Source organism: Streptomyces sp. NPDC005811, assembly GCF_040630405.1.
In the GTDB taxonomy this organism is placed as follows: Bacteria; Actinomycetota; Actinomycetes; order Streptomycetales; family Streptomycetaceae; genus Streptomyces.
Genome location: NZ_JBEXXK010000023.1, coordinates 104,107 through 129,114 on the forward strand (window position 1 = coordinate 104,107; position 25,008 = coordinate 129,114).

The following is a 25,008-nucleotide window of genomic DNA, read 5'->3' on the forward strand; positions in this document are numbered from 1 at the left end:
CCCACCCGAAGGGGCGCGGGGAACTGCGCGACCGGCCACGACGAACCCGCACCGGCCGCGCAGCGAACCCCTACTTCACACCCAGAATCTGCTCGATCGGATCGATCGCGAAGTACACCACGAACAGCGCCGAAGCCCCCCACAGCAGCCAGTGCACCTCACGCGCCTTCCCCAGCACCGTCTTGATGACGACGTACGCCAGGAACCCCGCCCCGATGCCGTTGGTGATGGAGTAGGTGAACGGCATCACGGCGATGGTCAGGAACGCCGGGATGGCGATCTCGTAGCTGTCCCAGTCGATGGACTTGACCTGGGTCATCATCAGGAACCCGACCGCGACCAGCGCGGGCGCCGCGGCCTGGAGCGGGACGATCGTCAGGACCGGGGTGAGGAACAGCGCGAGCGCGAACAGGGAGCCGGTGACGAGGTTGGAGAAGCCCGTGCGCGAGCCCTCGCCGACACCGGCCGCGGACTCGATGTAGGAGGTCGCGGAGGACGAGGAGGCGGCACCGCCGGCGACCGCCGCCGCGCCGTCGATGAGCAGCGCCCGGCCGAGGTTCGGCACCTCGCCCCGCTCGTTCAGCAGTCCGGCCTCGGCGCTGATGCCGACGACCGTGCCCATGGTGTCGAAGAAGTCGGACAGGATGAGGGTGAAGACCAGCAGGACGACGGTGACGGCACCGGTCTCGCCGAACGCGCCGAACAGGCTGAAGTGACCGATCAGCCCGAAGTCGGGGGCGTCGACGAGCCGGTCGGGCCAGGCCGGGGTGGTCAGGCCCCAGCTCTTCACCTCGGCGAGCGAGTCGATGACGATCGCGAGCACGGTCATCGCGACGATGCTGATCAGGATGGCGCCCTTGACCTTGCGGGCGAGCAGCGCGACGGTCAGCAGCACACCGAGACAGAACACGAGGACCGGCCAGCCGGTCAGGGCGCCGGCGCCGCCGAGCTGGACCGGGACGGTGGTGTGCGCGGCGTCGGGGATCCGGCTGACGAATCCGGCGTCGACGAAGCCGATGAAGGCGATGAACAGGCCGATGCCGACGCTGATGGCCTGCTTCATCGGCTGCGGGATGGCGTGCATGACGGCCTCGCGCAGACCGGTCAGCACCAGGACGCAGATCAGCAGGCCCTCGAGGACGATCAGGCCCATCGCGTCGTCCCAGCTCATCAGCGGGGCGATCTGGAAGGCGACGACCGCGTTGAGGCCGAGTCCGGCGGCGAGCGCGAGCGGGAGGTTGCCGCCGACGCCCATGACGATCGTCATCACGGCGGCCACCAGGGCGGTGGCGGTGGTGAGTTGGACACTGTCGAGCGTGTGGCCGAACTTGTCCTTCGCGTTTCCGAGGATGATCGGGTTCAGCACAAGGATGTAGGCCATGGTGAAGAACGTGGCGAAGCCGCCGCGTATCTCCCGGCCGAAGGTGGAACCCCGTTCGGAGATCTTGAAGAACTGGTCGACTCTGTCCACGGATGACTCCCTGCTGCCTGTTCGAACGTGTGCGGATGCTGGCTGGATTGTTGCGTCGTTGAACCGTGCTCAGGTTTTCTGCGTGTTACGGATTCGGGCTCCCGGGCGGCTCCGGGCGGCCACATGATGTTCGAACCCCAGTACCAAACCAAAGGGATGATCACTGCTACGCTTCCGGATCTCGTCCCGGCTCCTTCTCGGGACATCCCCATGTCATTCACATGACACGCACAGCAGCCACCGAGAAGAGGTCACCCGTGGGCACAGTCGTCGACGACGCCGCCTCCGTGGAATTCCATGCCTTCTTCGACCGCCACTACGCCGAACTGGCCCGGCTCGCCCACCTTCTGACGGGTGAGGCGGATGCCGCCGACGACCTGGCGGCGGATGCGCTCCTCGCGCTGTGGAACCGCTGGGACCGGGTCCGCGCGGCCGAGCATCCGGTGGCGTACGCCCGCGGCGTCGTCGCCAATCTGGCCCGCACCCGGATCCGCAGCGCGGTCCGCGAGCGCCGCAGGATCGCCCTGTTCTGGTCGCAGCGCGAGGAGAAGACCGAGAACCCCGATGTCGCCGGCGTTGTGGACGTACAGTCCGCGCTGCGTAGACTCCCCTTCCGCAAACGGGCCTGCGTGGTGCTCCGGCACGCCTTCGACCTCTCGGAGAAGGACACCGCGCTCGCGCTGGGGGTCTCGGTGGGTACGGTGAAGAGCCAGACCTCCAAGGGAATGGCCGAGCTGCAGAAGCTGCTCGGCGCAAAGGGAGCTCCGCTCACGGTGCACGCGATGGCGCGCACCCGCGAGACCTCGGGAAGGAACCGATGACGATGCAGCGGGACGTGCACGACGAGCTGCGCGCCCGGCTGCACGAGGCGGCCGAGGCGTACGAGCCGGACCGGGCGCGCATCCTCGCCCGGGTCGAGCGCGGCATGGCGGGTGAGACCCAGGTCCAGGACCGGCGCGCGCACCGCGCGACCCGCCCGCTGGTCTGGGGCTGGACGCGGGTCGTGGGAGCCACGGCCGCGGTCGCGGGCATGCTCGCGGTCGGCGGGTACGCGGTGGCGTCCGCGGTGAAGGACGACACCCGGGTCGAGCAGACGGTCTCCGTCTCGCCGACGCCGGTGCGCTCCCCCGACGCCACGAGCCGGCCGCCGGCCTCCCCGAAGGCCACCCCGACCTCCGGGTCCGGCGGCGGCGAGTCGAAGGAGCCGGAGAAGCCGAGCAGTTCGCCGACGCCCTCCGCCACCTCGTCCCCGACGACGTCGGCCGTCGTGCTCCTGCCGGGCACCGACGACGATGACGACGGGCCGCTCTGGTCGGACGGCTCGGTCGATCCGCACAGCAACGACTTCTGGGCGCAGAGCAACATCACCATCCGGGCGAAGCAGGTCGCCACCGCGCTCACCGTGCAGCTGAGGGTCGCCCAGACCGGCGGCGTGTCCAACGCCGGGGCCTGGCGGTCCCTGCCGGAGCAGGACTTCGACCTCACGGTCACCGAGCAGGACGGCTTCCTGGTCTACACCTGGGTACTCAAGGAGGGCCGTACGGTCCCCGTGGGCGAGTGGGTGTTCGCCGGGCAGTACGACCACGACCGCGGCGGCCGGAACGCCGGTGGCGACAGCTATGTGATCACGGGCCGGTCCGACGGCAAGGCGCGCACCCTGGGCAGCGGCTTCGCCGCCCAGGACACCTCCGGCGGCGACTCCTAGAAAAACTTCCGGAACGGCGGCAACCCTTTCCTCACCGGTGGCGACCTGACAGCGCAAGAGTCACCACCACCTGAGGATCCGGCACATGACTGCTTCCGCAGAACCGCGCACCCGGCACCGTCGCAGCGCCACCGGGCGACGGGCGCTGATCGCGGGCTCCACCGCCCTGGGCATCACCGGCGCGGCGCTCGTCACCACGACGCTGCTGTCCTCGGCGGGCGCCGCGACCGCCTGGCCCACGGCGACCGGCAGCAAGGCCGTCTCCTCGACGATCAAGGTGTCCGGGACCTACGACGGCAAGCTGAAGAAGTTCTACGGCTCCGGCGCGCTCGGCACCTCCGACCAGGACGAGTCGCAGGGGGCACTCTTCGAGCTGGCCGACGGCGCGGTCCTGAAGAACGTGATCATCGGTTCCCCGGCGGCGGACGGCGTCCACTGCAAGGGCTCCTGCACGCTGCAGAACGTGTGGTGGCTGGACGTCGGCGAGGACGCCGCCAGCTTCAAGGGCAAGTCGTCCTCGGCGGTGTACCGGGTCGTCGGCGGCGGCGCGAAGAACGCCGACGACAAGGTGCTCCAGTTCAACGGCGCCGGCAAGCTGACCGTGACCGGCTTCCGGGTGGAGAACTCCGGCAAGCTGGTGCGGTCCTGCGGCAACTGCAAGACGCAGTACAAGCGCACGATCGAGCTCAGCGACATCGATGTGGTGGCCCCGCTGAAGGCGATCGTCGGCGTCAACGCCAACTACGGCGACACCGCCACCCTGTCGGGGATCCGCATCCAGAACGACCCGAAGAAGAAGGTCAAGGTCTGCGTGCGGTTCAAGGGCAACAACACCGGCAAGGAGCCCACCGAAATCGGGTCGGGTGCGGACGGAACCACCTGCAAGTTCTCGTCATCTGCCCTCACGTACAAGTGACACGACCCGCACAGAGCGACGGAGAACGCCCCGTGAGCACCCACAGAAGACGACCCCTGACACGGCGACGCGTGCTCGGGGCCTCCGCGATCGGGGTCGCCGCGACGGGCGCCGCCGTCGCGGGCGGCGCCGGACTCCTCTCGTCCGCCTCGGCGGCCGCGTTCGGCTACCGGGACGACGGCAGGAACTACGTGGTGGACACCGGGTCCTCGCTCGTCTTCAAGGTCTCCAAGACCACCGGCGACCTCACCTCCCTGGTCTACCGGGGCAAGGAGTACGAGGGCTACGGCGGCAGGCACTCGCACGTGGAGTCCGGCCTCGGCGCCTCGACCGTGACGATCAAGCAGTCCGGCTCCACGATCCTGATCAAGGTGGTCCACGGCCCGATCACCCAGTGGTACGCGGCCCGCAACGGCGAGAACAACGTCTACCTGTGGACGGACAAGGCGGACGCCTCCTTCACCGCCACCCGCTACATCGTCCGCCTCGCGCCGGGGATGTTCCCCAACACCGGCCCGGACTCCTGGATCGAGGCCTCGGACACGGTCATCGAGGCCGGGGACGTCTGGAAGCGGGCGGACGGCACCACCCACTCCAAGCACTACTCGGGCAAGCGGACCATCGACTACGACCACATCGGCTTCACCACCGGTTCGGTCGGCCTGTACCTGGTCCGCTCGAACCACGAGAAGGCCTCGGGCGGCCCCTTCTACCGCTCGCTGCTGCGCCACTCCAACGACAAGGGCGCGGGTCTCTACGAGATCCTGCACTACAACGAGGCCCAGACCGAGGCGGAACGTTTCGGCCTCCAGGGCCCGTACGTCCTCGCCCTCACGGACGGCGGCACGCCGTCCTCGTCCCTCTCCGCCGCCAACCTGGACACCTCCTGGGTGGACGGCCTCGGCATCACCGGCTGGGTCGGCAGGGCCGGCCGCGGCAAGGTGGCGGGCGTGGGCCTGAAGGGCATGGACGCCCGGTACCCGTACACGGTCGGCTTCGCCAACAAGGACGCCCAGTACTGGGCGAAGGCGGCCGCCGGCACCGGCGCCTTCTCCTGCAAGGGGATGCTGCCGGGGACGTACACGCTGACCGTCTTCAAGGGCGAACTGGCGGTGCTGACCCAGCAGGTGAAGGTGACCGCGGGCGCCGCCACGAGCCTGCACACCCTCACGATCACCGGCGACCCCTCCACGGCGAGGACCGTCTGGCGCCTCGGCGACTGGGACGGCACCCCCGGGGAGTTCAAGAACGCCCGGCTCATGACGTACGCGCACCCCTCCGACGCCCGCGCGGCCAAGTGGACCGGCAACGTCACGATCGGCGGCGCCGACCCCGCCCCGTCCTTCCCCGCGTACCTGTGGAAGGACGTCAACGACGGCGTCCTGATCTACTTCAAGCTCACGAAGGAGCAGGCGGCGGCCGCCCACACCCTCCGCATCGGCGTCACCGACGCCTTCGCGAACGGCCGCCCGCGGGTCGGGGTGAACGACTGGCTCTCCCCGGTCCCGGCGGCGGTCGCCCAGCCCTCGACCCGCTCCCTCACCACGGGGTCCTACCGGGGCAACAACCACACCTTCACGTACAACGTCCCGGCGACCGCCTGGCAGACGGACGTCTCGCAGTACAACGTGCTCAGGCTCGGCATCGTCAGCGGCTCGTCCGGCACGGCGTTCCTGAGCCCGGGCACGTCCTTCGACTGCGTCGACCTCCTCGCCTGAGAGGACTTGCCGGCTTCAGCCCCTCTGCGGCCGGCAACAGGGAAAGCCCCCGTCGCTGGAACCCGACGGGGGCTTTTCCCGCATTCCTCAGTTCATGGTGGACCCGATGGCCGTGGAACCCGTGGTGAGAAATGCCGTCGCGGGCAACGAGCCGTCCGACTTTCGCGCCCCGTAAGCGGAACTCGCGTCCGTGGAAAGGAACTTGGGAGTGGTCACACCACTGTCCCAGTTGTTCGCGGCGGACACCGCCGACGACCCCAGCTTCGACAATCCGCCCTTGTTGCCCACCGCGAGATTCCGGGCGAGCCGCGCCTTGCCGGTGGCGAAATAGAATCCCGCCTCCGTATTGGAGTACGCGGTGTTGCGGTTCAGCACGATCGCGCCCGTGTTGGAGTTCTCGGTGAAACCGTTGAGCGTGTTGTCCCAGGCCGCGTTGTTGTTGACGACGTGCGCGACCGCGACACCCCCGCCGCCCAGCTTGAACCCGTTGCCGTTGCCCTCGAACGCCGAGTCGCCCCATCGGTTCCTGCCGTTGCCGAAGGCCCAGCTGTGCTCGATGGTGACGGGCGTGGAGAACTGCCAGAGGTCGAGCCCGTCGTCCGAGTTGTTGTAGAGACGCGCCCCGGTGATCCTGTTGCCGCTGCCGGAGCCGAACTTGATGGCGATGCCGTCCGCGTTCTGGCCGTGCCCCGAGGCGTCGTAGTTGCCGTGACTGTCCAGGTTCTGCACGAGGTTGCCGACCGTGTCGTCGCCGCGCAGGGTGAAGCCGGAGTCGCCGTTGTCCGCGGTGACGAGGTTCTTGAAGACACCGCCGGTGGAGGAGGTGACGACGAAGCCCTGGGCCGGGGAGTTCTGGAAGGTGAGGTTCTGGACGGTCCAGTAGCTGCCGTAGATGCCGGTGAGCCAGGAGCCGGCGGGCAGTCTGGAGCCGTCGATCTTCACCTTCTCGCCGCCGTGGGCCTGGAGCGTGATGCGCGACGTACTCGTCCCGCTGGCCGTGGACTTGAGGGTGGCCGCCGGGTAGTAGGTACCGGCGCGGACCTGGATGACCGTGCCGGCGACCGCGTTCCTCACGGCCGACTCCAGCTGCGCGGTGGTGGAGACGGTGACGGTGGCGGACGCGGCCTGGGCGCCGCCGCCGCCCGACAGGCCGAGGTAGACCCCGCCGCCCCCCGAGGCGAGCGCCACGGCGGCGGCGATCGAGAGGGTGCGCGTCCTGCGGTGGCGTCCGGTGCTCAAACGCACGGGCGTTCCTTTCAACGTGAGGCTGCCGGGAGGAAGCGGGCGGAGGGGCCGCCCCGGCCCGCTTCCGCACACCAGTCGCCGCCATGGCCGAAAAGGGTTGCCGCGCCGCACGAGAAAGACCGACGAAACTTTCGCTGTCCTCCCGCCCCGCCTCCACCGATTGACGCACCGTCCGCCACTGGTGACACTCCGAGGGCCCCACGCCCCACAGAACCCCCGGAGCCCCGTCCGTGACGCACCCGAAGCACGCCGGCCATCTCTTCGTCTACGTCACCGGCGGGGGAACCGCCGACGGCGAGCGGATCCGCTACGCCCTCAGCCGGGGCGGCGACCTCCTGCACTGGCGGGAGCTGCACGGCGGACGGCCCGTCCCCACCGCCACGACCGGGGAACCGGCCCTGCCCGACCCGTTCGTGATCGATCCGGACCCGGGCAGCGGAAGCGCGCCTGCGGACCACCGGCTCCCGGCCGACGCGCGCCACGGCACCGTGCTCCCTCTCACCCGGGCGGAGTACGACCGGCTGCTCACCGCGCACCCGAGCACACCGGCGTCGGTGACGGACGTGACGGCACCCGGGCAGCTGGCGTACGCCATCGTCACCGAGTCCGCCGCCAAGGTGGTGCTGCCGATGCGGCCGGACGCGGAACTGCACGCGCTCGCACCCGAGGTGTGGGTGAGCGAGGGGGCGACGGTGAGCCCGGGCTCCGGAACCCCCCGGGACTTCCGCACACCGCGGACGTACACGGTGACGGCGGCCGACGGGACGCGCCGCGCCTGGACCGTGGAGGCCGTCCCCACCCGCAGCCCGGTCCTGCCCGGCCTCACCGCGGACCCCGACGTGCACCGTCTGGACGGGGAGTACTGGATCTATCCGACGACCGACGGCTTCGCGGGCTGGGGCGGGACGCGCTTCACGGCGTACTCCTCGAAGGACCTGGTCCACTGGCGGGAGCACGGGGTGATCCTCGATCTGGTGACCGACGTGGACTGGGCGGAGAAGTACGCCTGGGCCCCGGCGATCGCCGAGCGCGACGGGACGTACTACTTCTACTTCTGCGCCGACCAGCAGATCGGGGTGGCCGTCGCGGACTCCCCCGCCGGTCCGTTCACGGACGCGCTGGGCGGGCCGCTGGTCGCGAAGGACGGCGCGTGGCGCGGTCAGATGATCGACCCGGCGGTGTTCACGGACGACGACGGGACGTCGTACCTCTACTGGGGCAACGGGCACGCGTACGGGGTGCCGCTCGACGACGGCATGGTGTCCTTCGACCCGGCGGGGGTGCGGGACATCACCCCGGCGAACTTCCGCGAGGGGTCCTTCGTGGTGAAGCGGAACGGCACGTACTACTTCATGTGGTCCGAGGACGACACCCGCAGCGAGGACTATCACGTGGCGTACGCGACGGGACCGTCCCCGCTGGGCCCGTGGACCGAGCGGGGGACGATCCTGTCCAAGCGTCCCGAGTACGGCATCCTCGCCACCGGGCACCACTCCGTGGTGAACGTGCCCGGCACGGACGAGTGGTACATCGTCTACCACCGGTTCGCGCTGAACCGCCCCGGCGGGCCGGGCGGTGACGGGACGCACCGGGAGACCACGATCGACCGGCTGCGGTTCGCGGCGGACGGCACGATCGAACCCGTCGTGCCGACGCTGGAGTCGGTCCGGCCGCCGCGGGGTCTCAGCTGACGAAGTACGTCGGGTTCGGCAGCTTGTAGCGCCGGTCGGCGTAGCCGCCCTCGAGGTCGGAGTACTGGTCGCCGAAGTTGGCGATGATCTCGTACCCGAGGTCGTTCTCGATGTGCTTGCGGGTGCCCGACTTGTACTGGACGGTGGTGCAGGTCCAGCTGTTCGCGGTGGCGCAGGCGCTCAGGTAGGACGGCGGGTTGGCCGCGTCCTTGAGGAACATGTGGTCGGCGTCGAGGTTCACGTCGGCGCCGACCTTCTTCAGGTTCTCGACGGCCGAGACGCGCTGCGACTCCTTCAGGCCCGAGTTGTAGAAGACCTCGACACCCTTGGACTTCGCGTACCGCACCAGCTCGGGGCTGCCGAAGACCGCCGGACGGTCCGCCTTCGCCACGTACTCGGCCCAGGTGGCCGAGTTGTAGGTGTAGTTGGTCTTCTTCTCGTAGTCGAGGCTGAGCAGCAGTGTGTCGTCGATGTCGAAGACGACCGCGGGCTTCTCGCCGTGGTGGCGGGCCTTGCGGGCCGCCTGGTCGATGTACTTCCGCGCGGACTTGTCGATCGCCGCGAGGTCCTTGGCGTACGGGCTGGTCGGCGAGGCCTGGTAGACGCCGTTCGCGTCCGCCGCGGTGCCGTAGTAGGTGTCGATGTCCTTCACCAGGAGCCCGATGTTGTAGGGCTCGTGGGTGGAGTTGGCCGTGGACTGGCCGGCCGTGGCCGCGCCGGCGCCGTAGAGCGCGGCACCGGCGACGGCACAGGCGGCCACGGAGGCCGCGATGCGCAGTGACTTATGCATGACAGGTTTTCTACGCGCGTCACGTGGTCGGGCGCGAGACCCGTTGCCCGATCGATACCCGTTCGGCGGGCAAAAATCGGGTCAAGCGCCCGGTTGGCTCAGTGGGGCCCGGTGGAAGGTCAGTCCATCGTCGCCCCGATCGTCGTCGAACCCGTCGTCAGGAACGTGGTGGTGGGCAGAGTGCCGCTGGAACTCCGGGCGTTGTACGTCGTGGAGGCGTCCGTCGACCGGAAGGCGGGCGTCGAGATGCCGCTGTCCCAGTTGTTGCCGGCCGAGGTGACCGACGAGCCCTTGCTGACCGAGCCGCCGCCGTTGCTCACCGCGAGGTTCTTGCCGAGCTTGGCGGAGCCGGTCGCGAAGTAGTAGCCCCACTTGCTGTTGGCGTAGGCGGTGGTGCGGTTGATGACGATCGCCCCGGTGTTGGAGTTCTCGGTGAAGCCGTTGCCCGCGTTGCCCCAGGCGGCGGAGTTGTTGACGACATGCGCGACGACCTCGCCGTCGCCGCCCAGCTTGTAGCCGTTGCCGTCGCCGGCGAACGCGGAGTCCGACCAGCGGTTGACGCCGTTGCCGAAGGACCAGGTGTGCTCGATGGTGACGGGCGAGGAGAAGGACCAGAAGTCGATCCCGTCGTCCGCGTTGTTGTAGAGACGGGCGCCGGTGATCAGGTTGCCGGTGCCGGAGCCGAACTTCACGGCGACCCCGTCGGCGTTCTCGCCGTGGTTGGCGGCGTCGTAGTTGCCGTAGGAGTCGATGTTCCTGACGGTGTTGTTGACCGTGCCGTCCCCGGTGAGGGTGAAGCCGGAGTCGCCGCCGTTGATGGTCTTGATGTTGTTCCAGACCGTGCCGGTGCAGGACTGGCAGACGACCGCGCTGTCCGGGGAGTTCTGGAATGTGATGTTGGAGACGTTCCAGTAGTCGGCGGTCAGCTTGAAGATCCAGTCGCCGTCGGGGAGCGAGGAGCCGTCGATCTTCACGGTCTCCGAGCCGTACGCGGTGAGCGTGATCGGCGAGGAGGAGCTGCCGTTGGCCGTGGACTGGAGGGTGGCCGTCGGGTAGTAGGTGCCGCCCCGGACCTGGATGACCGTGCCCGCGGTGGCGTTCTTGATGGCGTTGGACAGGTCGGTGGAGTTGCTGACGACCACCGTGGCGGCCTGCGCCTGGGTGGGGAGGACGGCGAGACCTGCGCCGAGGGCGAGGGCCGCGCCGAGCGCGAAAGCGGTGCGACGAGACATGGAGTGCGGGTCCTTTCTCGTGTGCTTCTCGTGTGGGGAGAGGGGTGGTTCACAGGACGCGGTCGAGCCAGTCGAAGACCTCGTCCTGCATGCGGTCGACGAAGACATGGCCGAGCTCGGGCCAGGTCTTCAGTCGCAACCGCTCCTCGGCGTGGCGCGAGCGCCAGACGGCACGCAGCTTCTCGTGGGCGGTACGGACACCGTCGGTGGGGAACAGCGGGTCCAGTGCGCCGGAGAAGAACAGCATCGGCCGGGGCGCGGCGATGCTCGCCACGTCGGGGAAGTCGAGGAACCGGGGCAGTCCCGGGTGGAGCATGTAGTACGACGACTGCCCGCGCAGGGTGTTGTTGCCGGGCACCATCATGTCCTTGAGGCCGGTCATCCAGCAGACGCTCGCGACGGCGCGCACGGCGTCGGTGAGGGCCGCGGTCTGCCAGGCCCGGTAGGCGCCCATCGAGAAGCCGACGGCCGCGACCCGGCGCGCGTCCACCCGGTCCAGGCCGGCCAGGAAGCCGGCGGCGCGGGCGTCCTCGCGGGCCATGAGTCCGGCCAGCGAGGAACCCAGGTTGAAGAAGTTCGAGGCGAGGGCCTGCTGCTGGTCGTAGGAGAGGGGGCCGCGGTCGCCCCAGCCGAGGGCGTCCGCGCACAGCACGACATGTCCGCGCCGGGCCAGCTCGTCGCCGACGAACCGTCCGCTGAAGTACTTCGCCGCCCAGGCCTGCGCGGACGCGAGCCGGACGTCGTCGTCCCAGGGGCGGACCAGTTTCTCCTTGCCGATGTCGAACTTCGCCCCGTGGTCGTGCAGCAGCAGCACCGCCGGGAAGGGGCCCGGGCCGTCGGGGGTGAGCAGGGCGGCACGGACGCGCTCGTGCCGGGTGAGCGAGAGGGTGACCGACTGGGCCCGGTAGCCGTCCCGCCGGACGGGCTCGCCGAACTCGGGGGCGTACGGCGTCCCGTCCTCCCGGCCGACGATCAGCAGCTCGTCCACCTTGGCCCGGGCGGCCCGCCGCCAGGCCCGGAAGTCCCGGATCGGGGAGGCACCCCAGGCGAGGGGAAAGGTCAGGGCGGCCTTGAGCGCGGGGTGGAAGCCGGGGAGGGGACCATCGACCACGGAGGCCCCGGCGAAGGTCCGGGCGGCGAAGGTCCGGGCGGCGAAGGTCCGGGCAGCGGAGGCCCCGGCAGCGGAGGCCCCCGCAGCAGCGGTGTTGGCGGCGATCTCGGCGCCAGCCATGTCGGCGCCAGCCATGTCAGCGGCTGCGGTTCCGGCGCCAGCCGTACCGACACCAGCCACATCGGCGGCAGCCGTACCGACACCAGCCGTGCCGGCGCCGGCCATATCGGCGCCAGCCGGCCCGGTGCCGGCCCTCGACGCGACGCCGGTCCGCCCCGCGCCGGTCGTCCCGGCACCGGTCGAGGAGGCGACGCCCGCCACCCCGGCGGGCGGCTCCGCTCCCTTCGCCGCCGCGCGCCCCGCCGCTCCCCCGGCCAGCAGGGCCGCCCCCGCGCCGGCCACGAACGCCCGCCGTCCCAGGGGGTCACGGCCGCCGGTCATACGGTCTCCAGTCCCCGAGGTAGGTCCGCCGGGTGTGCAGGGCTGCCTCCTCGGCCGTGAGCCGGGGCCGGTTCTCCGGTACGGAGATCTCCGCGCCGGGGCCGGAGTTGGCGTACTCGCGGAAGCGCATGGTCTGCCAGGGGTAGGCGTCCCGCATGTTGGTGTAGGGGGCGGCCGCGTCGATACCGGGGCCGATCCAGGTGTCCCGGACGACCAGGGAGGGCCAGGCGGTCGTCTCGTACGACGGCACCCAGGGCCGGGCGATCTTGTACGCCGCGTCCTCGGCGCCGGAGGTGATCCGGGAGCGGAGGGCGAGGAAGCCGTAGGGGTTGGCCCGGGCGGTGGAGGGGGCGAAGACCATGCCCTTGGGGGTGAAGGTCACGTCCCGCTGGAGGGTGTGGAAGCGGCAGCCCTCGAAGACGGCCCGGGCCCGCCCGAAGACGAAGTCGACGTCCCCCTCGATGTGGCAGTGGCGGTAGTACTGCCGGTCGAAGGCGTCGAGCGCGGTGGTGTCCGCGAAGAGGGTGTCCTGGTGGGCGAGCAGGCGCACGTTCTCGAAGTGGCTGCGGTCGCCGGTGACATACGCGGCGACGGCCTGGGTGCCGGTGATGTCCGGGTGGTCGGCGCGCAGCCAGTCGTTGGCGAGGGTGAGGCCGTGGACGGTGAGGCCGGGGGCGGCGGAGGTGAAGGTGGCGGAGCCCGCCGTGCCGTAGGTCCCCGAACCGTCGGGCTTCGGCGTCCCGTTGGCGTTGTCGTAGACGATGACCGCGGCACGTGGGTCACGGCTCGCGCCGCGCAGGGTCAACCCGCCCTTGTCGGCGGGGATGTCGACGACTTCCCGGTACGTCCCCGGGTGTACGACGATCGTCCAGCCGGGGCCGTCGGCCGTGTCCACCGCCGCCTGGACGGAGTCGCCGGGGCGGACGTGCAGGACGCGGCGGGACCCGGCGTGGGCGGGGGTGGTGCCGAGCAGTGCGGCGCCGGTGAGGCCCGCCAGGAGGGTGCGTCTGCGCAGCGGCATCTCAGCACTCCCCCCGCCAGGGCGCCCAGTCCCCGAGGTAGGTCTCCCGGGTCGCCGACCCGGCCTGTTCGTCGGTGAGCTGGGGCCGGTTCTCGGGGACGGTGATCTCGGCTCCCGGGCCGGTGTTGCGGTACTCGGCGAACCGCTGGTCCTGCCAGGGGTAGGCGGCCGACATGTTGGTGTAGGGGGCGACCGCGTCGATGCCGGCGCCGAGGTGGGTGTCCCGGACGGTCAGCGAGGGCCGGGCGGTGGTGTCGGAGCTGGGCACCCAGGGGCGGGCCAGTTTGTAGGCGGCGTCCGGGGCTTCGCTGCTGATACGGCTCCTGGTCACCAGGTAGCCGCGCGGGTTGGCGCCCGCCGTGGAGGGGGCGAGGACGAACCCGTAGGGGGCGGCGGCCAGGTCGGTGCGGTTCAGGGTGCGGAAGTGGCAGTGCTCGTAGACGGCGGTGGCCCGGCCGAAGACGAAGTCGACGTCGCCCTCGACATAGCAGTGGGCGTAGTACTGCCGGGCGAAGGCGGTCAGGGCGATCGAGTCGGCGTACAGGGTGTCCTGGTGACCGAGGAAACGGCAGTGGTGGAAGGCGGAGCGGTCGCCCTGGACCTTGATGGCGACGGCCTGGGTGCCGGTGATGTCGGGGTGGTCGGCGCGCAGCCAGTCGTTGGCGAAGGTGATCCAGCGGGCGGTGAAGCCGTCGGCCTGCACGGTGGTGGTGGCCGAGCCGGTGGTGCCGTAGGTGCCGCCGCCGGGCTTGGGGGTGCCGGCCGCGTTGTCGTGGACGATGACGACGGCCCGCGGATCCTCGGCGGCGCCGATCCAGGTGGCCTCGGTGCGGGTGGTGTCGAGGACGACCGTCTCGCGGTAGACGCCCGCGGCGAGGACGAGGGTCCAGCCGCTGCCGGTGGTGGCGGCGACGGCGTCGCGGACGGTGGTGAAGTCGCCCCGGCCCAGCGGGTCGACGTACAGGGTCCGAGGGGTGAGCCGGGCGGCCGGGCTGCCGTGGCGGCCGAACGGGCCGCGTCGGCCGGGGGCGGCCTGCGCGGGCGCGGCGGCCAGGGCGAGGGCGGCCACCGTGCCGCCGGTCGCGGCGAGGAACCGCCTTCGGGAAGGGGAGGACATGCGGGTGCTCCTTGGCGGGTGCGACGGGGTGCGGCGGGATGCGGCGGTGCGCGGAGGGGCCGGGGTGACGACGACGGGACGCCGCCCCGGCCTTCGGGAAGGGAGCGATCAGCCCAGGCGTCCCGCGCCCGCGCCGCAGTCGACGATCCGGGGCACGGACCGCGTGGGGTCGACCTTGGTGCGCAGGGTCGGGGTCCAGCCCGCGCCGGACTGGAGGACCTCGCCGGGGATCTCGGCGTTGTGGACGGCGATCAGGTCGGTGGCGGTGCCGTTGACGTAGTTGTCGTCGGCGGTCAGCGGCGAGACGTTCCAGCGCTTGAGCACCTTGGCCGCGCTGACCCCGTCGGGCAGGGTGAACGCGTTGTGCTCGGCGACGAGCTGGGACTCCTTGCCGATGCCGAAGCTGTAGGAGTAGTCGCCGTTCGCGACGAAGTGGTTGTTGTAGGAGTCGACCTGGCCGAAGCGGACGCGGGGGGCGCGCTCCACCAGGTTCGAGAACAGGTTGTGGTGGAAGGTCACCTTCAGGTGGCCCCGGTCGCCCGCCGCGGTCGACTCGCTGTCGCTGTTGCCGATGAGGATCGTCTTGTCGTGCTCGGAGAAGACGTTCCAGGAGGCGGTGACGTAGTCGGCGCCGCGGACGATGTCCAGCTCGCCGTCGTGCTGCTGGTAGAGCATCCCGAAGTAGGTGGGGGCGGCGCTGTCGGGGTGGGAGCCGTCGGTGAAGGTGTTGTGGTCCAGCCACACATGGGTGGACCCGTACACCACGGCGGTGTCGTACTCGGAGTTCCAGTTGCCGTTGGTGCCGTCGGTCGGGTCCCACTGCGGGAAGCAGTCGATCGGCGACTCGAAGGACAGATTGCGGACGATCACGTTGTCGACGGCCTTGATCTGGAGGCTGACGCCCTTGAACCCGGCGTCGCGGCCGATGCCGACGATGGTCGTGTTGGAGGGGACGATCGCCTTGATCGCCTTGTCCTGGTTGGCCTGCGAGACCCGGCGCAGCCCCTCCGGGCTGTCGTCGGGCTCGGCGCTGAGGTCGGTGTCCAGGCCCCAGGCCTCCGGTGAGTATTTCGCCAGGTAGGCGTCGAAGTCGTAGCCGGGCGCGGCGAAGGCGTCACAGCCCTCGGCGACGGCGTCGATGACGCCCTTCACCTTGATGATCTTCGGGGCGGAGCCGCCCGCGGCGAGGGCGTCCTTGAACTCGGCCCAGGTGGTGACGGTGTAGACGTGCTCGGCGTCGGCGGCCGACCCTCCCGTGGTGCCCGTCCCGTACGAGGCCCAGCCGTCGTTCGCGGCCAGGACCTGCCGGCCCAGGTCCCGGGGCGCGGCGTGGGCGGCGGCCGTACCGGTGACGGACAGCACCAGCGCGGTGCATCCCACCAGGGCTCCAATGACGCGTCCATGACACTTCTGTGTACGCACTGTGCGGTTCTCCTCTTGCTGACGGCAGGTCGGCTTACGAAGGGTCGGGCCAGGTGATCCAGGACGTGGGGATCTCGTCGTGCAGCCGGATGACGTCCCGCGGTCCGAGCACCCGGGTCCGCGGCAGCTCCCGCGCGAGAAGCCGCGCCACGGCGATCGCGCCCGGCGGATTGAAATGCGTGTTGTCCTGCTCGGTGTCGGTCCAGTTGAAGTAGGTCTTCGTCGCCTCGACACCCAGCTCCTGCCAGAGCGCCAGCGACAGCGCCTGGAGGTCGAGCAGCGCCACGCACTCCTCCTCGGCGAGCGCCCTCATGGCCGCCGGGTACTCCCCGTGCGTCGGCAGGGCGTTCCCCTCGGCGTCGAACCGCCGCCGCTCCACGGGCGTCGCGAGCACCGGCCGCGCCCCCTTCGCCCGGGCACCGGAGAGGTACATCCGCAGATAGTCCTGGTACGTCGTCCAGGGCTCGGTGTAGCGGGTGGGGTCGGCGCTCTTCTCGTCGTTGTGCGCGAACTGGACGATGAGGAAGTCCCCGGGCCGGACGGCCGCGAGGATCGCGTCGAGACGCCCCTCGTCGACGAAACTCTTGGAACTGCGCCCGTTCACCGCGTGATTGGCGACGACCAGACCGGACCGGAGGAAGAAGGGCAACGCCATGCCCCAGCCGGTCTCGGGCGCGGCATCGGAGTACTTCTGGGCGGCGGTGGAGTCACCGGCGATGAAGACCGTACGGGACCGGTGAGTACCGGCCCGCGCCGGTGCGGCGGCGACCGCACCGAGGGGAAGGGCGGCGAGCGCCGCGGAGGTGACTTGCCGACGGGTAAGAGACACGAAGGTTCACCTGTCCAAGTTGTCTTGTCCTGGGGGCGCGGGGAACTGCGCGGCCGGCCACGACGGACCCGCAGCCGCCCCGCGCCCGAACCACCCGAGTTATCCGTGGTTCTTCTTCCAGTCGGCCTGCGCGGCGTTCAGCTGCTCGGCCAACGTGTCCAGAAAGTCCTTCGCGCTCATCTTCCCGAGCAGCACCTTCTGGAAGTTCGGCTCGTTGTCGGCCTTGGAGATCGTGTTCCAGTCCGGCAGGTAGTACGGCAGCTGCACGATCTTCGTGCCGTCCCCCGACAGCGCCTCCGCGGCGAGCTTCGTCGGCTCCGAGGACTGCACCCAGCTGTCCTGCGCCGCCTCCAGGTTCGCGGGCACCTGCCCGGCCGTCTCGTTCCACTTGCTGTTCGCCTCGTGGCCCGCGGCGAACTCGATGAACTTCCAGGCGGCGGTCTTGTTCTTGCCGGACTTGAACAGCCCGAGCCCGTCGACGGGGTTGGACACCTGCACCCGCGTGCCGTCGTCCTGCGTCGGCGCGGGGATGCCCTTGAACTTGCCGGCGAGCGCCTTCTGGTGGTCGCCGTAGGAGCCGAGGTTGTGGCTCAGCATGCCGATGGTGCCGCTGTCCCACTGGGCGACCATCTTGGTGAAGTCGTTGTTGACGTCGGCGGCCGGGGTGTCCTTCTTGTACAGGCCGACGTACTTCTCCAGCGCGGCCACGTTCTTGGGGTCGTTGACCGTGGTCGAGTCACCGCTCCAGAACTCGGTGATGCCGCTCTGCCCGTAGGTGGCGTCGAGGGCCTGGGCGATGGAGCCGGCACCGCCGCGGATGGTGTAGCCGAACGCGTTCTTGCCCTTGTTCGTGAGCTTGTCGGCGGCCGTGTAGAACTTCGACCAGGTCGTCGGCGCCTCCAGACCGGCCTGCTCGAACAGGTCGGTGCGGTACCACAGGGTGCCGTTGTTGGCGGAGGTCGGCACGCTGTACGTCTTGCCGTCGACCCCGGCCGCCTTGACGCTGTCCAGGAACTTGGCGTTGAGCTGGTCCTTCAGGTCGCTCTTGGCGAGGCGGTCGTCCAGCGGTTCGAGGGCGCCCTGCGCCGCGACCTCGGCGAGCATCGCGGTGCCCACACCGCCCACGTCGGGCAGGCCGCCGCCCTGGATGGCGGTGTCGTACTTGGACTGGACGCTGTCGGCGGGGACACCGACGTACTTCACCTTGATGTCCGGGTTCGCCTTCTCGAAGTCGGCGATGATCTCCTTCCAGACGTCGGTGCGGACACCGCCGTTGTTGTCCCAGAAGGTGATCTCGCCCTTGCCCGAGCCGTCGCCTCCCTTGTCCCCGGCGCTGCCGCTGCCGTCGTCACCGCAGGCGGTGGCGGTCAGCGCGAGCACGGAGCCCAGGGCGACGGCCAGTGCGGCGCGCCTGCTTCTGCGGATGCTGCTCTTCATGTGCGGCTCTCCCTCGTGGGTACCCCCGGCTTCAACCGGGGAAGAAATCGAAGCTCCCGCGAAACGGAGCGGGAAGAATGAGGAACCCAGCGGGTGACCGCTGGAATCCCCCGCCGTCAGACAGGGGAGGAAGCCCATGCGGCTCCCGACAGGCGTACGGGGGAAGGGGGTCAGAGCGGTCTGATCCGGAATTCCGTGAACGAGGCCGCTCCGGCGTGTCCCGGTCCCGAGGGGGCGAGCGCGAAGAGACCGAGCAGGGCGCCGACCCAGCGCCAGGGGGTGGCGGCGAAGACCGGGCCGGACCAGCGCAGGCCCTCGCCGATGTCGTGGGCGAACCGGCAGCGGGCGCCCGCGCCGATCTCGATCCGCAGCCGGGCCCGGCCCCGGGGCGCGAGCCGTGGGTGGGCGGCGTCGCGTTCGTGTTCGGCGACCGGCTCGGCGAACCGGTGGACGAGGTGGACGCCTCCGTCACCGGCGCGCTCCAGCCCGATCCAGGCGAACGCGTCGCCGAGGACCGCGAGTCCGGCCCGGGCGCCGGGCTCCTCGCCGTGCAGGGTCAGCTCCACCTCGACGGCCGACGGGACACCGGGGAGCCGCTGGGTGAGGACGCTCGGCAGTCTGCGCAGGTCGTGCGCGTCGCCGGTGCGGACGCAGGACAGGCGCAGACCGTCGCCGGAGTGCTGGGTGGCCCAGCCGACCTGCGGGTTGGCGGTCCACTGCCACTGGCGGCCGAAGCGTCCGCCGGGGAAGTCGTCGTCGGTGGCGGGTGCGGCGGGCGGCTGCGGGGGCAGCGACGGCCTCCGGTGTACGGCGACGGGGGCGCCCTCGTCGCCGAGCACCGGCCAGCCGTCCGTCCCCCAGCGCATCGGCTGGAGGTGGACGACCCGGCCGTAGGCGCCGCGCTGCTGGAAGTGCAGGAACCAGTCCTCGCCGGCCGGGGTGCGCACCCAGCCGCCCTGGTGGGGGCCGTTGACCTCGGTGTCCTTCTGCTCCAGGACCACCTTCTCCTCGTACGGACCGAAGAAGTCCCGGGCCCGTAAGGCGCCCTGCCAGCCGGTCTCGACGCCCCCGGCGGGCGCCAGGATCCAGAACCAGCCGTCGTGCCGGTAGAGCTTGGGGCCTTCGAGGGTGAACCAGCCGGGGATGCGGTCCCCGTCGACGATCAGCTTGCCCTCGTCGAGCAGGGAGGTGCCGTCGGGGTGCATCCGGTGGCCGGTGAGCCGGTTCTTGACGCCCGCCCGGGACTTCGCCCAGGCGTGCACGAGGTACGCCTCACCGGTCTCCTCGTCCCACAGCGGACAGGGGTCGATGAGCCCCCTGCCCGCCTTCACGAGGTGCGGGCGGGTCCAAGGTCCCCTGATCTCGGGGGCGTTGACCTGGAGGATGCCCTGGTCGGGGTCGCCCCAGAAGATCCAGAAGCGGTCGTCGTGGTGACGGATGGACGGGGCCCAGACCCCGCAGTCGTGCCGGGGCGCGGTGAACTCCGAGGCGGGTTCCAGGCGTTCGAGGGCATGGCCGACCAGCGTCCAGTTGACGAGGTCCCGGGAGTGCAGCAGGGGCAGTCCGGGGGCGCGGCCGAAGCTGGAGGCGGTGAGGTAGAAGTCGTCGCCGACGCGGACGACGTCCGGGTCGGACCAGTCGGCGTTCAGGACCGGGTTGGTGTAGGAGCCGGCGGTCACTGGCTCACCGCCTTCCTGACCAGTGCCGCCGCCTCGTCGCGGCCCAGGCGGCCGTCGGCGACGACGGTGACGATCCGCCGTACGGCGGTGTCGCCCGGGGCGATCGGGAGGCGGGCCGCCGAGGCCAGCGAGGAGCCGACGCCCGGGTACTCGGCGGCGCGGACGAACCAGGGGTCGCGGCGGGTGGCGTCGGTGGCGCCCGCGAAGACCAGGGTCCAGCCGGTGCCGGCCAGCGCCAGCCAGTCGGCCCGGCTGCCGTGCACCCGCTCCTCGCCCTCGGTGTGCGCGGTGAAGACGTCCGGAGCGGTGTCCTCCTTGGGGGCCCGCCAGAAGAAGCCGCCGTAGGCCGCGCCGGGGCGTCCGTTGGTCGCCGGGCTGCCGAGGGAGAGGCCTGCTCCGGTGACGTTGGTGAGGGAGAAGGTGAAGTCCAGCGCCCAGGCGGTGTCGGTGAGCGCGGTGGCGGCGACCGTACGGCGCTCGCGCAGCAGCTCGGCTCCCGAGGCGGCCCAGCGCAGCTCCTCCACGAAGCCGTCCGGGTCGCTGAGCTGGAAGGAGTGGTGGTGCTGGACGCCGTGGTCGTCCAGCTCGGTCGGGCCCCGGTCGCGGACGTAGGTGCGGCCGCCCCAGAAGTTGTGCCCCTCGACGTCGGGTACGGCTACACCGACGCCGAGGTGGTGGAGGTGGTCGGCGGGGGCCAGCTCGGTGACCCGGGTGCCGGCCAGGGTGGTGACGGGGTGGAGGTGGGGGCGGGGGGAGAGCCGGGCGGGCAGTTCGGGCCGGATGACGTAGCGGCCGACCGGGCGGCCCGCGACGCGCAGCACGACCGGTGGGTCGGATGCCGGTGCCATCAGGTGCTCACCTCTTTCGGATGCGCGGTCGTGAGCGCCCAGGCGGCGCCCAGTTCGGAGTAGAGGGCGAGGGTGTCGGCGGCGGCGGCGACCAGACCGTCGATGCCGGGGACGACCCGGCGGTCCTCGTCCTTCAGCAGGTGCCAGGTGTCCTGGTCGAGCTGCACGGGGTCGGGGGCGGTCCGGATCGCTTCGACGACCCGCATGAACGCCTCGGTGGCGGCGGGCGGGACCAGCAGGTCGGCGCCGTCGGTGAGGTGTTCGACGAGGTTCTCCAGCAGATCGGTGCGGCCGTACTCGAACTCCTCGGGGCCGTGGCCGGCGCGCTGGAGCAGGACGCGGTCCTGCTTGTACCAGTAGGTGATGCGGCCCCGGTCGCCGTGGACGACGACATAGGGGTCGTCGGGGTCCTCGGCGCACAGGGTCGCGGCGACCACGATCGGCAGACCGTCCGTGGTGGTGACGCGGACGCAGGAGGTGTCGTCGGACTCGATGGCGTTGGCGTGGGCCAGCTCCGTCTCGATGCCGGCGACGTCCTCGGCGCGGGTGGCGCCGGCCAGGGCGAGGGCGGTGGCGACGGCGTGCGCGAGCGGGTTGGTGAGGGCGCCGTCGATGACGTCGACGCCGTTCAGCCGTCGCCTGCCGGCCCAGGGGGCCCGCCGGAAGTAGGCCTCGGCGCGCGCCCAGGCCCCGGCGCCGCCGACCCCGCCGATCTCGCCGATCGCCCCGTCGGCGAGCAGCCGGCGGATCGCGGGGACGGCGTGCGAGCCCAGCGACTGGAAGCCGATCTGGCAGACCGTGCCGGCCGCGGCGACCCCGTCGGCCATCCGGCGGAACTCGGCGTAGGACGGGGCGGGCGGCTTCTCCAGCAGGACGTGCACCCCGCGGGCGGCGGCCGTGAGAGCCAGGTCGGTGTGGGTCGGGATCGGGGTGCAGATCACCGCGATCCGGGCGCCGGTGGAGTCCAGCAGGGCGCCGAAGTCGGCGGACTGCTCGGGCGTGCCGAGGCCCTCGGGGAGCTCGTCCGGGGTCAGCGGGGTCAGCTCGCAGACGCCCGCCAGCCGGACGATGCCCTTGTCCTGGAGCCGCCGGATGTTGTCCAGGTGCCAGCGGCCGTGCCCGCGCGCGCCCGCCAGGACGATGTCGATGGTCATGGGATCCTCCCTGCGCCCGCGCCGTGGGCCACCTCGCGGTCGGCCACCGCGGCGCTGTCGATCTTTCCGTGCAGGGTAGGCGTCCAGCCGACGTCCGCGATGAGATCGCGCTCGCTGCCGCTGTTGTAGGCGTTGTGGAGGGCGAGGAGGTCGACGGGCCAGCCGTCGAAGAGGGTGCCGCTCTGGTGCAGGGCGGTGCCGTTCCAGCTCTTGACCAGGTCGGCGGCCTCGATGTGCCCGGGGGTGTGGAAGGCGTTGTTCTCGGCGTGGATCGCGGACTCGGTCGACACGCCGAGCGAGTAGCGGTACTCCGAACCCTCGGGGACGACGTACCGGTTGTGGTGCAGGGTGACCCGGAGCCTGCCCCGGTCCCCGGTGGCCGAGTCGCCGCTGCCGATCAGCATCGCCTTGTCGTGGTCGGCGAACCGGCTCCAGGAGACGGTGACCAGGTCGGAGCCGTTGGTGATGTCCATCAGGCCGTCGTGGCGCAGGTAGTTGCGGGCGAAGTAGGTGGGCTCGGCGGCGTCCGGGTGGCAATTGTTCACCGGAGGGTCCGGGGGCCGCCTTAGCTCGATCGTGTGATGGGCGGCCTGTGAGCTTGCGGCGTACTGGGCCGATCGGGGTAACGTCACTGTGCGATCTGGGACGCCGAGTGTGGTGCCAGCGTGCGGGGCCCCTGCTCCACCAGAGAGATGGTTCAGGGCCTCCTCGTCGCCTCTGGCCGCACTCACATGGCCAGGTCGTGAGGGACTCCGCCCTTCCGGGACCGGACCACGGACAGGATTCGTGTCGCCGCCCGGAGGCGAAAGCGGACGACCAGTGCGCCCAAGACCGTTCGGGGCGTGCCAGTGAGCGGACTCACTCCCGCTCACTGCCCAGGAACGGTCGTAGGCGGCCAGGTACTTCTTCGTCCTGGAGCCGCCCATGGCGTAGTCGGTGCAGTCCAGGTGAGCGCCGGTCTCGCCTGTGTTGGCGGCGATCGTTCCGGCGATCTTGATGCTCTCCGGAACGTCGTTGCCGCCGTCCAGGGCGTGGACGAGTTCAGCCCGGTCGGTGACGGTGCAGAAGTGTTCCGCGTCGGCGGCGGAGTCTCCTGTGGTGGCCACACCCTCGGCGGCCCAGCCGTCGTTCGCGGGCGGGGTGTCGCGGCTGATCTCTCGGGCCTCGGCTTGGGCGGGCACACAGAAGAGACCCAACATGCCTGACTCCGGGCTGATCTGATGAGGTCTCATCCCTTCACCGCCCCCGCGCTGAAGCCGGTGATCAGCCACTTCTGGATGAAGGCGAACACGATCACCACGGGGACGGCGGCGATGATGCCGCCCGCGGCGAGCGCGCCGAGGTCGACGCTGTCCGCGCTCATCAGGGTGTTGAGACCGACCGGGATGGTCTGCTTGGTCTGGTCGGAGAGGAACATCAGCGCGAACAGGAAGTGGTTCCAGGCGTGCACGAAGGCGAAGGAGCCGACGGCGATCAGGCCGGGACGCAGCAGGGGGAGGACCACGATCCGGAAGGCGGTGAGCCGGCCGCAGCCGTCGACCCAGGCGGCCTCCTCCAGGGAGTAGGGCACGTTCCGGATGAAGCCGCTGATGAGGATCATCGACAGGGGCAGCTGGAAGACCGTCTCGGCGATGATGACACTGCCCAGCGAGTTGATCATCTTCAGCTCGGCGAAGATCTGGAAGAGCGGGACCAGCAGCAGCGCGCCCGGGACGAACTGGGTGCAGAGCAGCGCCAGCATGAACCCGCGCTTGATCTTGAAGTCGAAGCGGGCCAGGGCGTAGCCGCCGGTCAGCGCGACGAGGGTGGTGAGCAGCAGGGTGGCGACGCCGGTGAGCACGCTGTTCTGGAAGTAGATCCCGAAGTCGCGTTCGTTCCAGACCTTCTCGAAGTGCTCGAAGGTCATCGGCCAGGGCACGAGCGAGGTCGAGCCGGCCGGGCGGAGCGCGAAGAGCAGGATCCAGTAGAACGGGATCAGGGTGAAGAGCAGGTAGATCGACAGGGGGACGTAGATCTGCCAGCGGGGGGCCTCGTCCCAGGCGCGGTGCTTCCTGCGCGGCCGCTGATCGGCGGCGGGGGTCACGGGCGCGGGTGCGGGCGCGACCTCGGTGGCCTCCTTGGTGATCACTTGCCTCCACCTCCGAACTTGCTGAGCCGCAGATAGACCATCGAGCAGAAGAGCAGGATCACGAACGCCACCGTGGTGAGGGCGGACGCGTAGCCGAAGTTGTGGGCGTCGACCGAGGTGTTGGCGATGTAGAGCGGGAGGGTGGTGGTCTCCCCCGCCGGGCCGCCGCCGGTGAGCGTGTACAGCAGGTCGACGTTGTTGAACTCCCAGACCGCGCGCAGCAGCGTGGACAGGACGATCGCGTCCTTGAGGTGCGGCAGGGTGATGTGCCAGAACTGCTTGAGCCGGCTCGCCCCGTCGACCTCGGCGGCCTCGTAGAGGTCCTTGGAGACGGACTGGAGGTCGGCGAGGATGAGGATCGCGAAGAAGGGGACCCCGCGCCACAGGTCGGCGACGATCGCCGCCGGGAAGACCGTGGAGGTGTCCGACAGCCAGCTGGTGCCGTACTCGCCGATGCCGGCGTCGGCGAGGTAACGGGTGATACCGGTCTGGGAGTTGTAGAGGAGCACCCAGATCGCGGAGGTCAGCACGCCGGAGACGGCCCACGGGGAGAAGACCAGGGCGCGGCCCAGCGCCCGGCCGACGAAGGTCTGGTTGACGATCAGCGCCAGCGCCAGGCCGAACAGCAGCTGCAGCCCGACCTCGACGACGACCCACTTGGCGCTGAAGGTCAGGGTGTCCCAGAACTGCGGGTCGTCGGTGAAGGCGTGGACGAAGTTGTCGAAGCCCGCGTAGCCGTTCCGCCACGGCTTGGTGGGGTTGTAGTTCTGCAGGCTGTAGTAGAAGACGCTGATCACCGGGTAGGCGATGAAGCCCAGCATCAGCAGCGCCGCCGGCGCGATCAGCAGGTACGGGAGCCTGCGGGGCGTGGCGGAGGCACGGCGCCGCCGGGGTGGCGCGGGCGGCTTCGCCACGGCTGCGGCTTGGGCCATGACTGTTCTCCGTTCTCGGGTGCGTCGTGCGGGAGGCGCGTGGAGGAGGCGCCTGCGGGAAGCTCGTACAGGAAGCGCTTTCTCCGTGTGCAGGGGTGTGCGCTGTCGTCCGTCCGGCGGG

At 70.6% G+C, this 25,008-nt stretch carries 20 protein-coding genes and 1 pseudogene; 5 read left to right on the forward strand and 16 right to left on the reverse strand.

Annotated elements, in window-relative coordinates; all coding sequences use genetic code 11:
• Nucleotides 1–70: 70 nt before the first annotated feature.
• On the reverse strand, nucleotides 71–1,471 hold the full coding sequence (locus ABZ490_RS24900) for an NCS2 family permease (RefSeq protein ID WP_358993773.1): 1,401 nt from the start codon (nucleotides 1,469–1,471) through the stop codon (nucleotides 71–73).
• 257 nt (nucleotides 1,472–1,728) lie between these two features.
• Between ABZ490_RS24900 and ABZ490_RS24905 the strand changes: the two genes are divergently transcribed.
• The 4 genes from ABZ490_RS24905 (at nucleotide 1,729) to ABZ490_RS24920 (ending at nucleotide 5,810) form a co-directional block, all read left to right on the forward strand.
• A complete protein-coding gene (locus ABZ490_RS24905) occupies nucleotides 1,729–2,292 on the forward strand; it encodes a SigE family RNA polymerase sigma factor (RefSeq protein ID WP_358993776.1) in 564 nt (187 codons plus the stop codon).
• Nucleotides 2,289–3,176: a hypothetical protein gene (locus ABZ490_RS24910; protein WP_358993778.1), complete on the forward strand. Its 888-nt coding sequence runs from the start codon at nucleotides 2,289–2,291 to the stop codon at nucleotides 3,174–3,176. Before ABZ490_RS24905 ends, ABZ490_RS24910 begins: the two co-directional genes overlap by 4 nt.
• An 85-nt stretch (nucleotides 3,177–3,261) precedes the next feature.
• A complete protein-coding gene (locus ABZ490_RS24915; protein ID WP_358993781.1) occupies nucleotides 3,262–4,092 on the forward strand; it encodes a pectate lyase in 831 nt (276 codons plus the stop codon).
• Between the two features lie 32 nt (nucleotides 4,093–4,124).
• Nucleotides 4,125–5,810 carry a rhamnogalacturonan lyase B N-terminal domain-containing protein gene (locus ABZ490_RS24920; protein WP_358993784.1) on the forward strand — a complete coding sequence of 562 codons (1,686 nt, stop codon included), beginning with the start codon at nucleotides 4,125–4,127 and terminating at the stop codon, nucleotides 5,808–5,810.
• Between the two features lie 87 nt (nucleotides 5,811–5,897).
• On the opposite strand, the gene ABZ490_RS24925 is transcribed toward ABZ490_RS24920, so the two are convergent.
• Nucleotides 5,898–7,055: a right-handed parallel beta-helix repeat-containing protein gene (locus ABZ490_RS24925; RefSeq protein WP_358993787.1), complete on the reverse strand. Its 1,158-nt coding sequence runs from the start codon at nucleotides 7,053–7,055 to the stop codon at nucleotides 5,898–5,900.
• A gap of 218 nt (nucleotides 7,056–7,273) precedes the next feature.
• Here ABZ490_RS24925 and ABZ490_RS24930 point away from each other — a divergent pair.
• Nucleotides 7,274–8,746 (forward strand): annotated as a pseudogene (locus ABZ490_RS24930) (family 43 glycosylhydrolase); the annotation flags it as partial.
• Here ABZ490_RS24930 and ABZ490_RS24935 read toward each other — a convergent pair.
• The 14 genes from ABZ490_RS24935 to ABZ490_RS25000 form a co-directional block, all read right to left on the reverse strand.
• Nucleotides 8,739–9,536, reverse strand: coding sequence for an HAD family acid phosphatase (locus tag ABZ490_RS24935; protein WP_358993790.1), 798 nt, complete (start codon nucleotides 9,534–9,536; stop codon nucleotides 8,739–8,741). The pseudogene ABZ490_RS24930 and the gene ABZ490_RS24935 sit on opposite strands and share 8 nt — an antisense overlap.
• A gap of 119 nt (nucleotides 9,537–9,655) precedes the next feature.
• Nucleotides 9,656–10,768, reverse strand: coding sequence for a chondroitinase-B domain-containing protein (locus ABZ490_RS24940; protein ID WP_358993793.1), 1,113 nt, complete (start codon nucleotides 10,766–10,768; stop codon nucleotides 9,656–9,658).
• 49 nt (nucleotides 10,769–10,817) lie between these two features.
• Nucleotides 10,818–11,879 carry a dienelactone hydrolase family protein gene (locus ABZ490_RS24945; protein ID WP_358993936.1) on the reverse strand — a complete coding sequence of 354 codons (1,062 nt, stop codon included), beginning with the start codon at nucleotides 11,877–11,879 and terminating at the stop codon, nucleotides 10,818–10,820.
• Nucleotides 11,880–12,303: 424 nt separating this feature from the next.
• Nucleotides 12,304–13,335 (reverse strand): pectinesterase family protein, encoded by a 1,032-nt coding sequence (locus ABZ490_RS24950; protein ID WP_358993939.1) that lies wholly within the window; start codon nucleotides 13,333–13,335, stop codon nucleotides 12,304–12,306.
• Between the two features lie 7 nt (nucleotides 13,336–13,342).
• Nucleotides 13,343–14,458, reverse strand: coding sequence for a pectinesterase family protein (locus tag ABZ490_RS24955; RefSeq protein ID WP_358993796.1), 1,116 nt, complete (start codon nucleotides 14,456–14,458; stop codon nucleotides 13,343–13,345).
• 108 nt (nucleotides 14,459–14,566) lie between these two features.
• Nucleotides 14,567–15,841: a pectate lyase gene (locus ABZ490_RS24960; RefSeq protein ID WP_358993941.1), complete on the reverse strand. Its 1,275-nt coding sequence runs from the start codon at nucleotides 15,839–15,841 to the stop codon at nucleotides 14,567–14,569.
• 73 nt (nucleotides 15,842–15,914) lie between these two features.
• On the reverse strand, nucleotides 15,915–16,709 hold the full coding sequence (locus tag ABZ490_RS24965; protein WP_358993798.1) for a rhamnogalacturonan acetylesterase: 795 nt from the start codon (nucleotides 16,707–16,709) through the stop codon (nucleotides 15,915–15,917).
• 99 nt (nucleotides 16,710–16,808) lie between these two features.
• Nucleotides 16,809–18,146: a sugar ABC transporter substrate-binding protein gene (locus ABZ490_RS24970; protein ID WP_358993801.1), complete on the reverse strand. Its 1,338-nt coding sequence runs from the start codon at nucleotides 18,144–18,146 to the stop codon at nucleotides 16,809–16,811.
• A 170-nt stretch (nucleotides 18,147–18,316) separates the two neighbouring features.
• Nucleotides 18,317–19,825: a family 43 glycosylhydrolase gene (locus tag ABZ490_RS24975; protein WP_358993804.1), complete on the reverse strand. Its 1,509-nt coding sequence runs from the start codon at nucleotides 19,823–19,825 to the stop codon at nucleotides 18,317–18,319.
• Entirely contained in the window at nucleotides 19,822–20,673 is an 852-nt protein-coding gene (locus ABZ490_RS24980) for a PmoA family protein (protein ID WP_358993807.1), read from the reverse strand. The genes ABZ490_RS24975 and ABZ490_RS24980 overlap by 4 nt, the downstream gene beginning before the upstream one ends.
• Nucleotides 20,673–21,827: a Gfo/Idh/MocA family oxidoreductase gene (locus ABZ490_RS24985; protein ID WP_358993810.1), complete on the reverse strand. Its 1,155-nt coding sequence runs from the start codon at nucleotides 21,825–21,827 to the stop codon at nucleotides 20,673–20,675. The genes ABZ490_RS24980 and ABZ490_RS24985 overlap by 1 nt, the downstream gene beginning before the upstream one ends.
• Nucleotides 21,824–23,059 carry a pectate lyase gene (locus tag ABZ490_RS24990; protein WP_358993813.1) on the reverse strand — a complete coding sequence of 412 codons (1,236 nt, stop codon included), beginning with the start codon at nucleotides 23,057–23,059 and terminating at the stop codon, nucleotides 21,824–21,826. The genes ABZ490_RS24985 and ABZ490_RS24990 overlap by 4 nt, the downstream gene beginning before the upstream one ends.
• Nucleotides 23,056–23,955, reverse strand: coding sequence for a carbohydrate ABC transporter permease (locus ABZ490_RS24995; RefSeq protein WP_358993816.1), 900 nt, complete (start codon nucleotides 23,953–23,955; stop codon nucleotides 23,056–23,058). The genes ABZ490_RS24990 and ABZ490_RS24995 overlap by 4 nt, the downstream gene beginning before the upstream one ends.
• Complete coding sequence (locus tag ABZ490_RS25000; RefSeq protein ID WP_358993819.1) at nucleotides 23,952–24,887, reverse strand: sugar ABC transporter permease; 936 nt, start codon at nucleotides 24,885–24,887, stop codon at nucleotides 23,952–23,954. The genes ABZ490_RS24995 and ABZ490_RS25000 overlap by 4 nt, the downstream gene beginning before the upstream one ends.
• Between the last annotated feature and the right edge of the window lie 121 nt (nucleotides 24,888–25,008).

Excerpts from the sequence above, each read along its gene's own strand:
- ABZ490_RS24910 (WP_358993778.1), top strand. The coding sequence starts at position 2,289 with ATGACGATGCAGCGGGACGTGCACGACGAGCTGCGCGCCCGGCTGCAC.
- ABZ490_RS24915 (WP_358993781.1), top strand. The coding sequence starts at position 3,262 with ATGACTGCTTCCGCAGAACCGCGCACCCGGCACCGTCGCAGCGCCACC.
- ABZ490_RS24935 (WP_358993790.1), bottom strand. The coding sequence starts at position 9,536 with ATGCATAAGTCACTGCGCATCGCGGCCTCCGTGGCCGCCTGTGCCGTC.
- ABZ490_RS24940 (WP_358993793.1), bottom strand. The coding sequence starts at position 10,768 with ATGTCTCGTCGCACCGCTTTCGCGCTCGGCGCGGCCCTCGCCCTCGGC.
- ABZ490_RS24955 (WP_358993796.1), bottom strand. The coding sequence starts at position 14,458 with ATGTCCTCCCCTTCCCGAAGGCGGTTCCTCGCCGCGACCGGCGGCACG.
- ABZ490_RS24970 (WP_358993801.1), bottom strand. The coding sequence starts at position 18,146 with ATGAAGAGCAGCATCCGCAGAAGCAGGCGCGCCGCACTGGCCGTCGCC.
- ABZ490_RS24980 (WP_358993807.1), bottom strand. The coding sequence starts at position 20,673 with ATGGCACCGGCATCCGACCCACCGGTCGTGCTGCGCGTCGCGGGCCGC.
- ABZ490_RS24985 (WP_358993810.1), bottom strand. The coding sequence starts at position 21,827 with ATGACCATCGACATCGTCCTGGCGGGCGCGCGCGGGCACGGCCGCTGG.
- ABZ490_RS24990 (WP_358993813.1), bottom strand. The coding sequence starts at position 23,059 with ATGAGACCTCATCAGATCAGCCCGGAGTCAGGCATGTTGGGTCTCTTC.
- ABZ490_RS25000 (WP_358993819.1), bottom strand. The coding sequence starts at position 24,887 with ATGGCCCAAGCCGCAGCCGTGGCGAAGCCGCCCGCGCCACCCCGGCGG.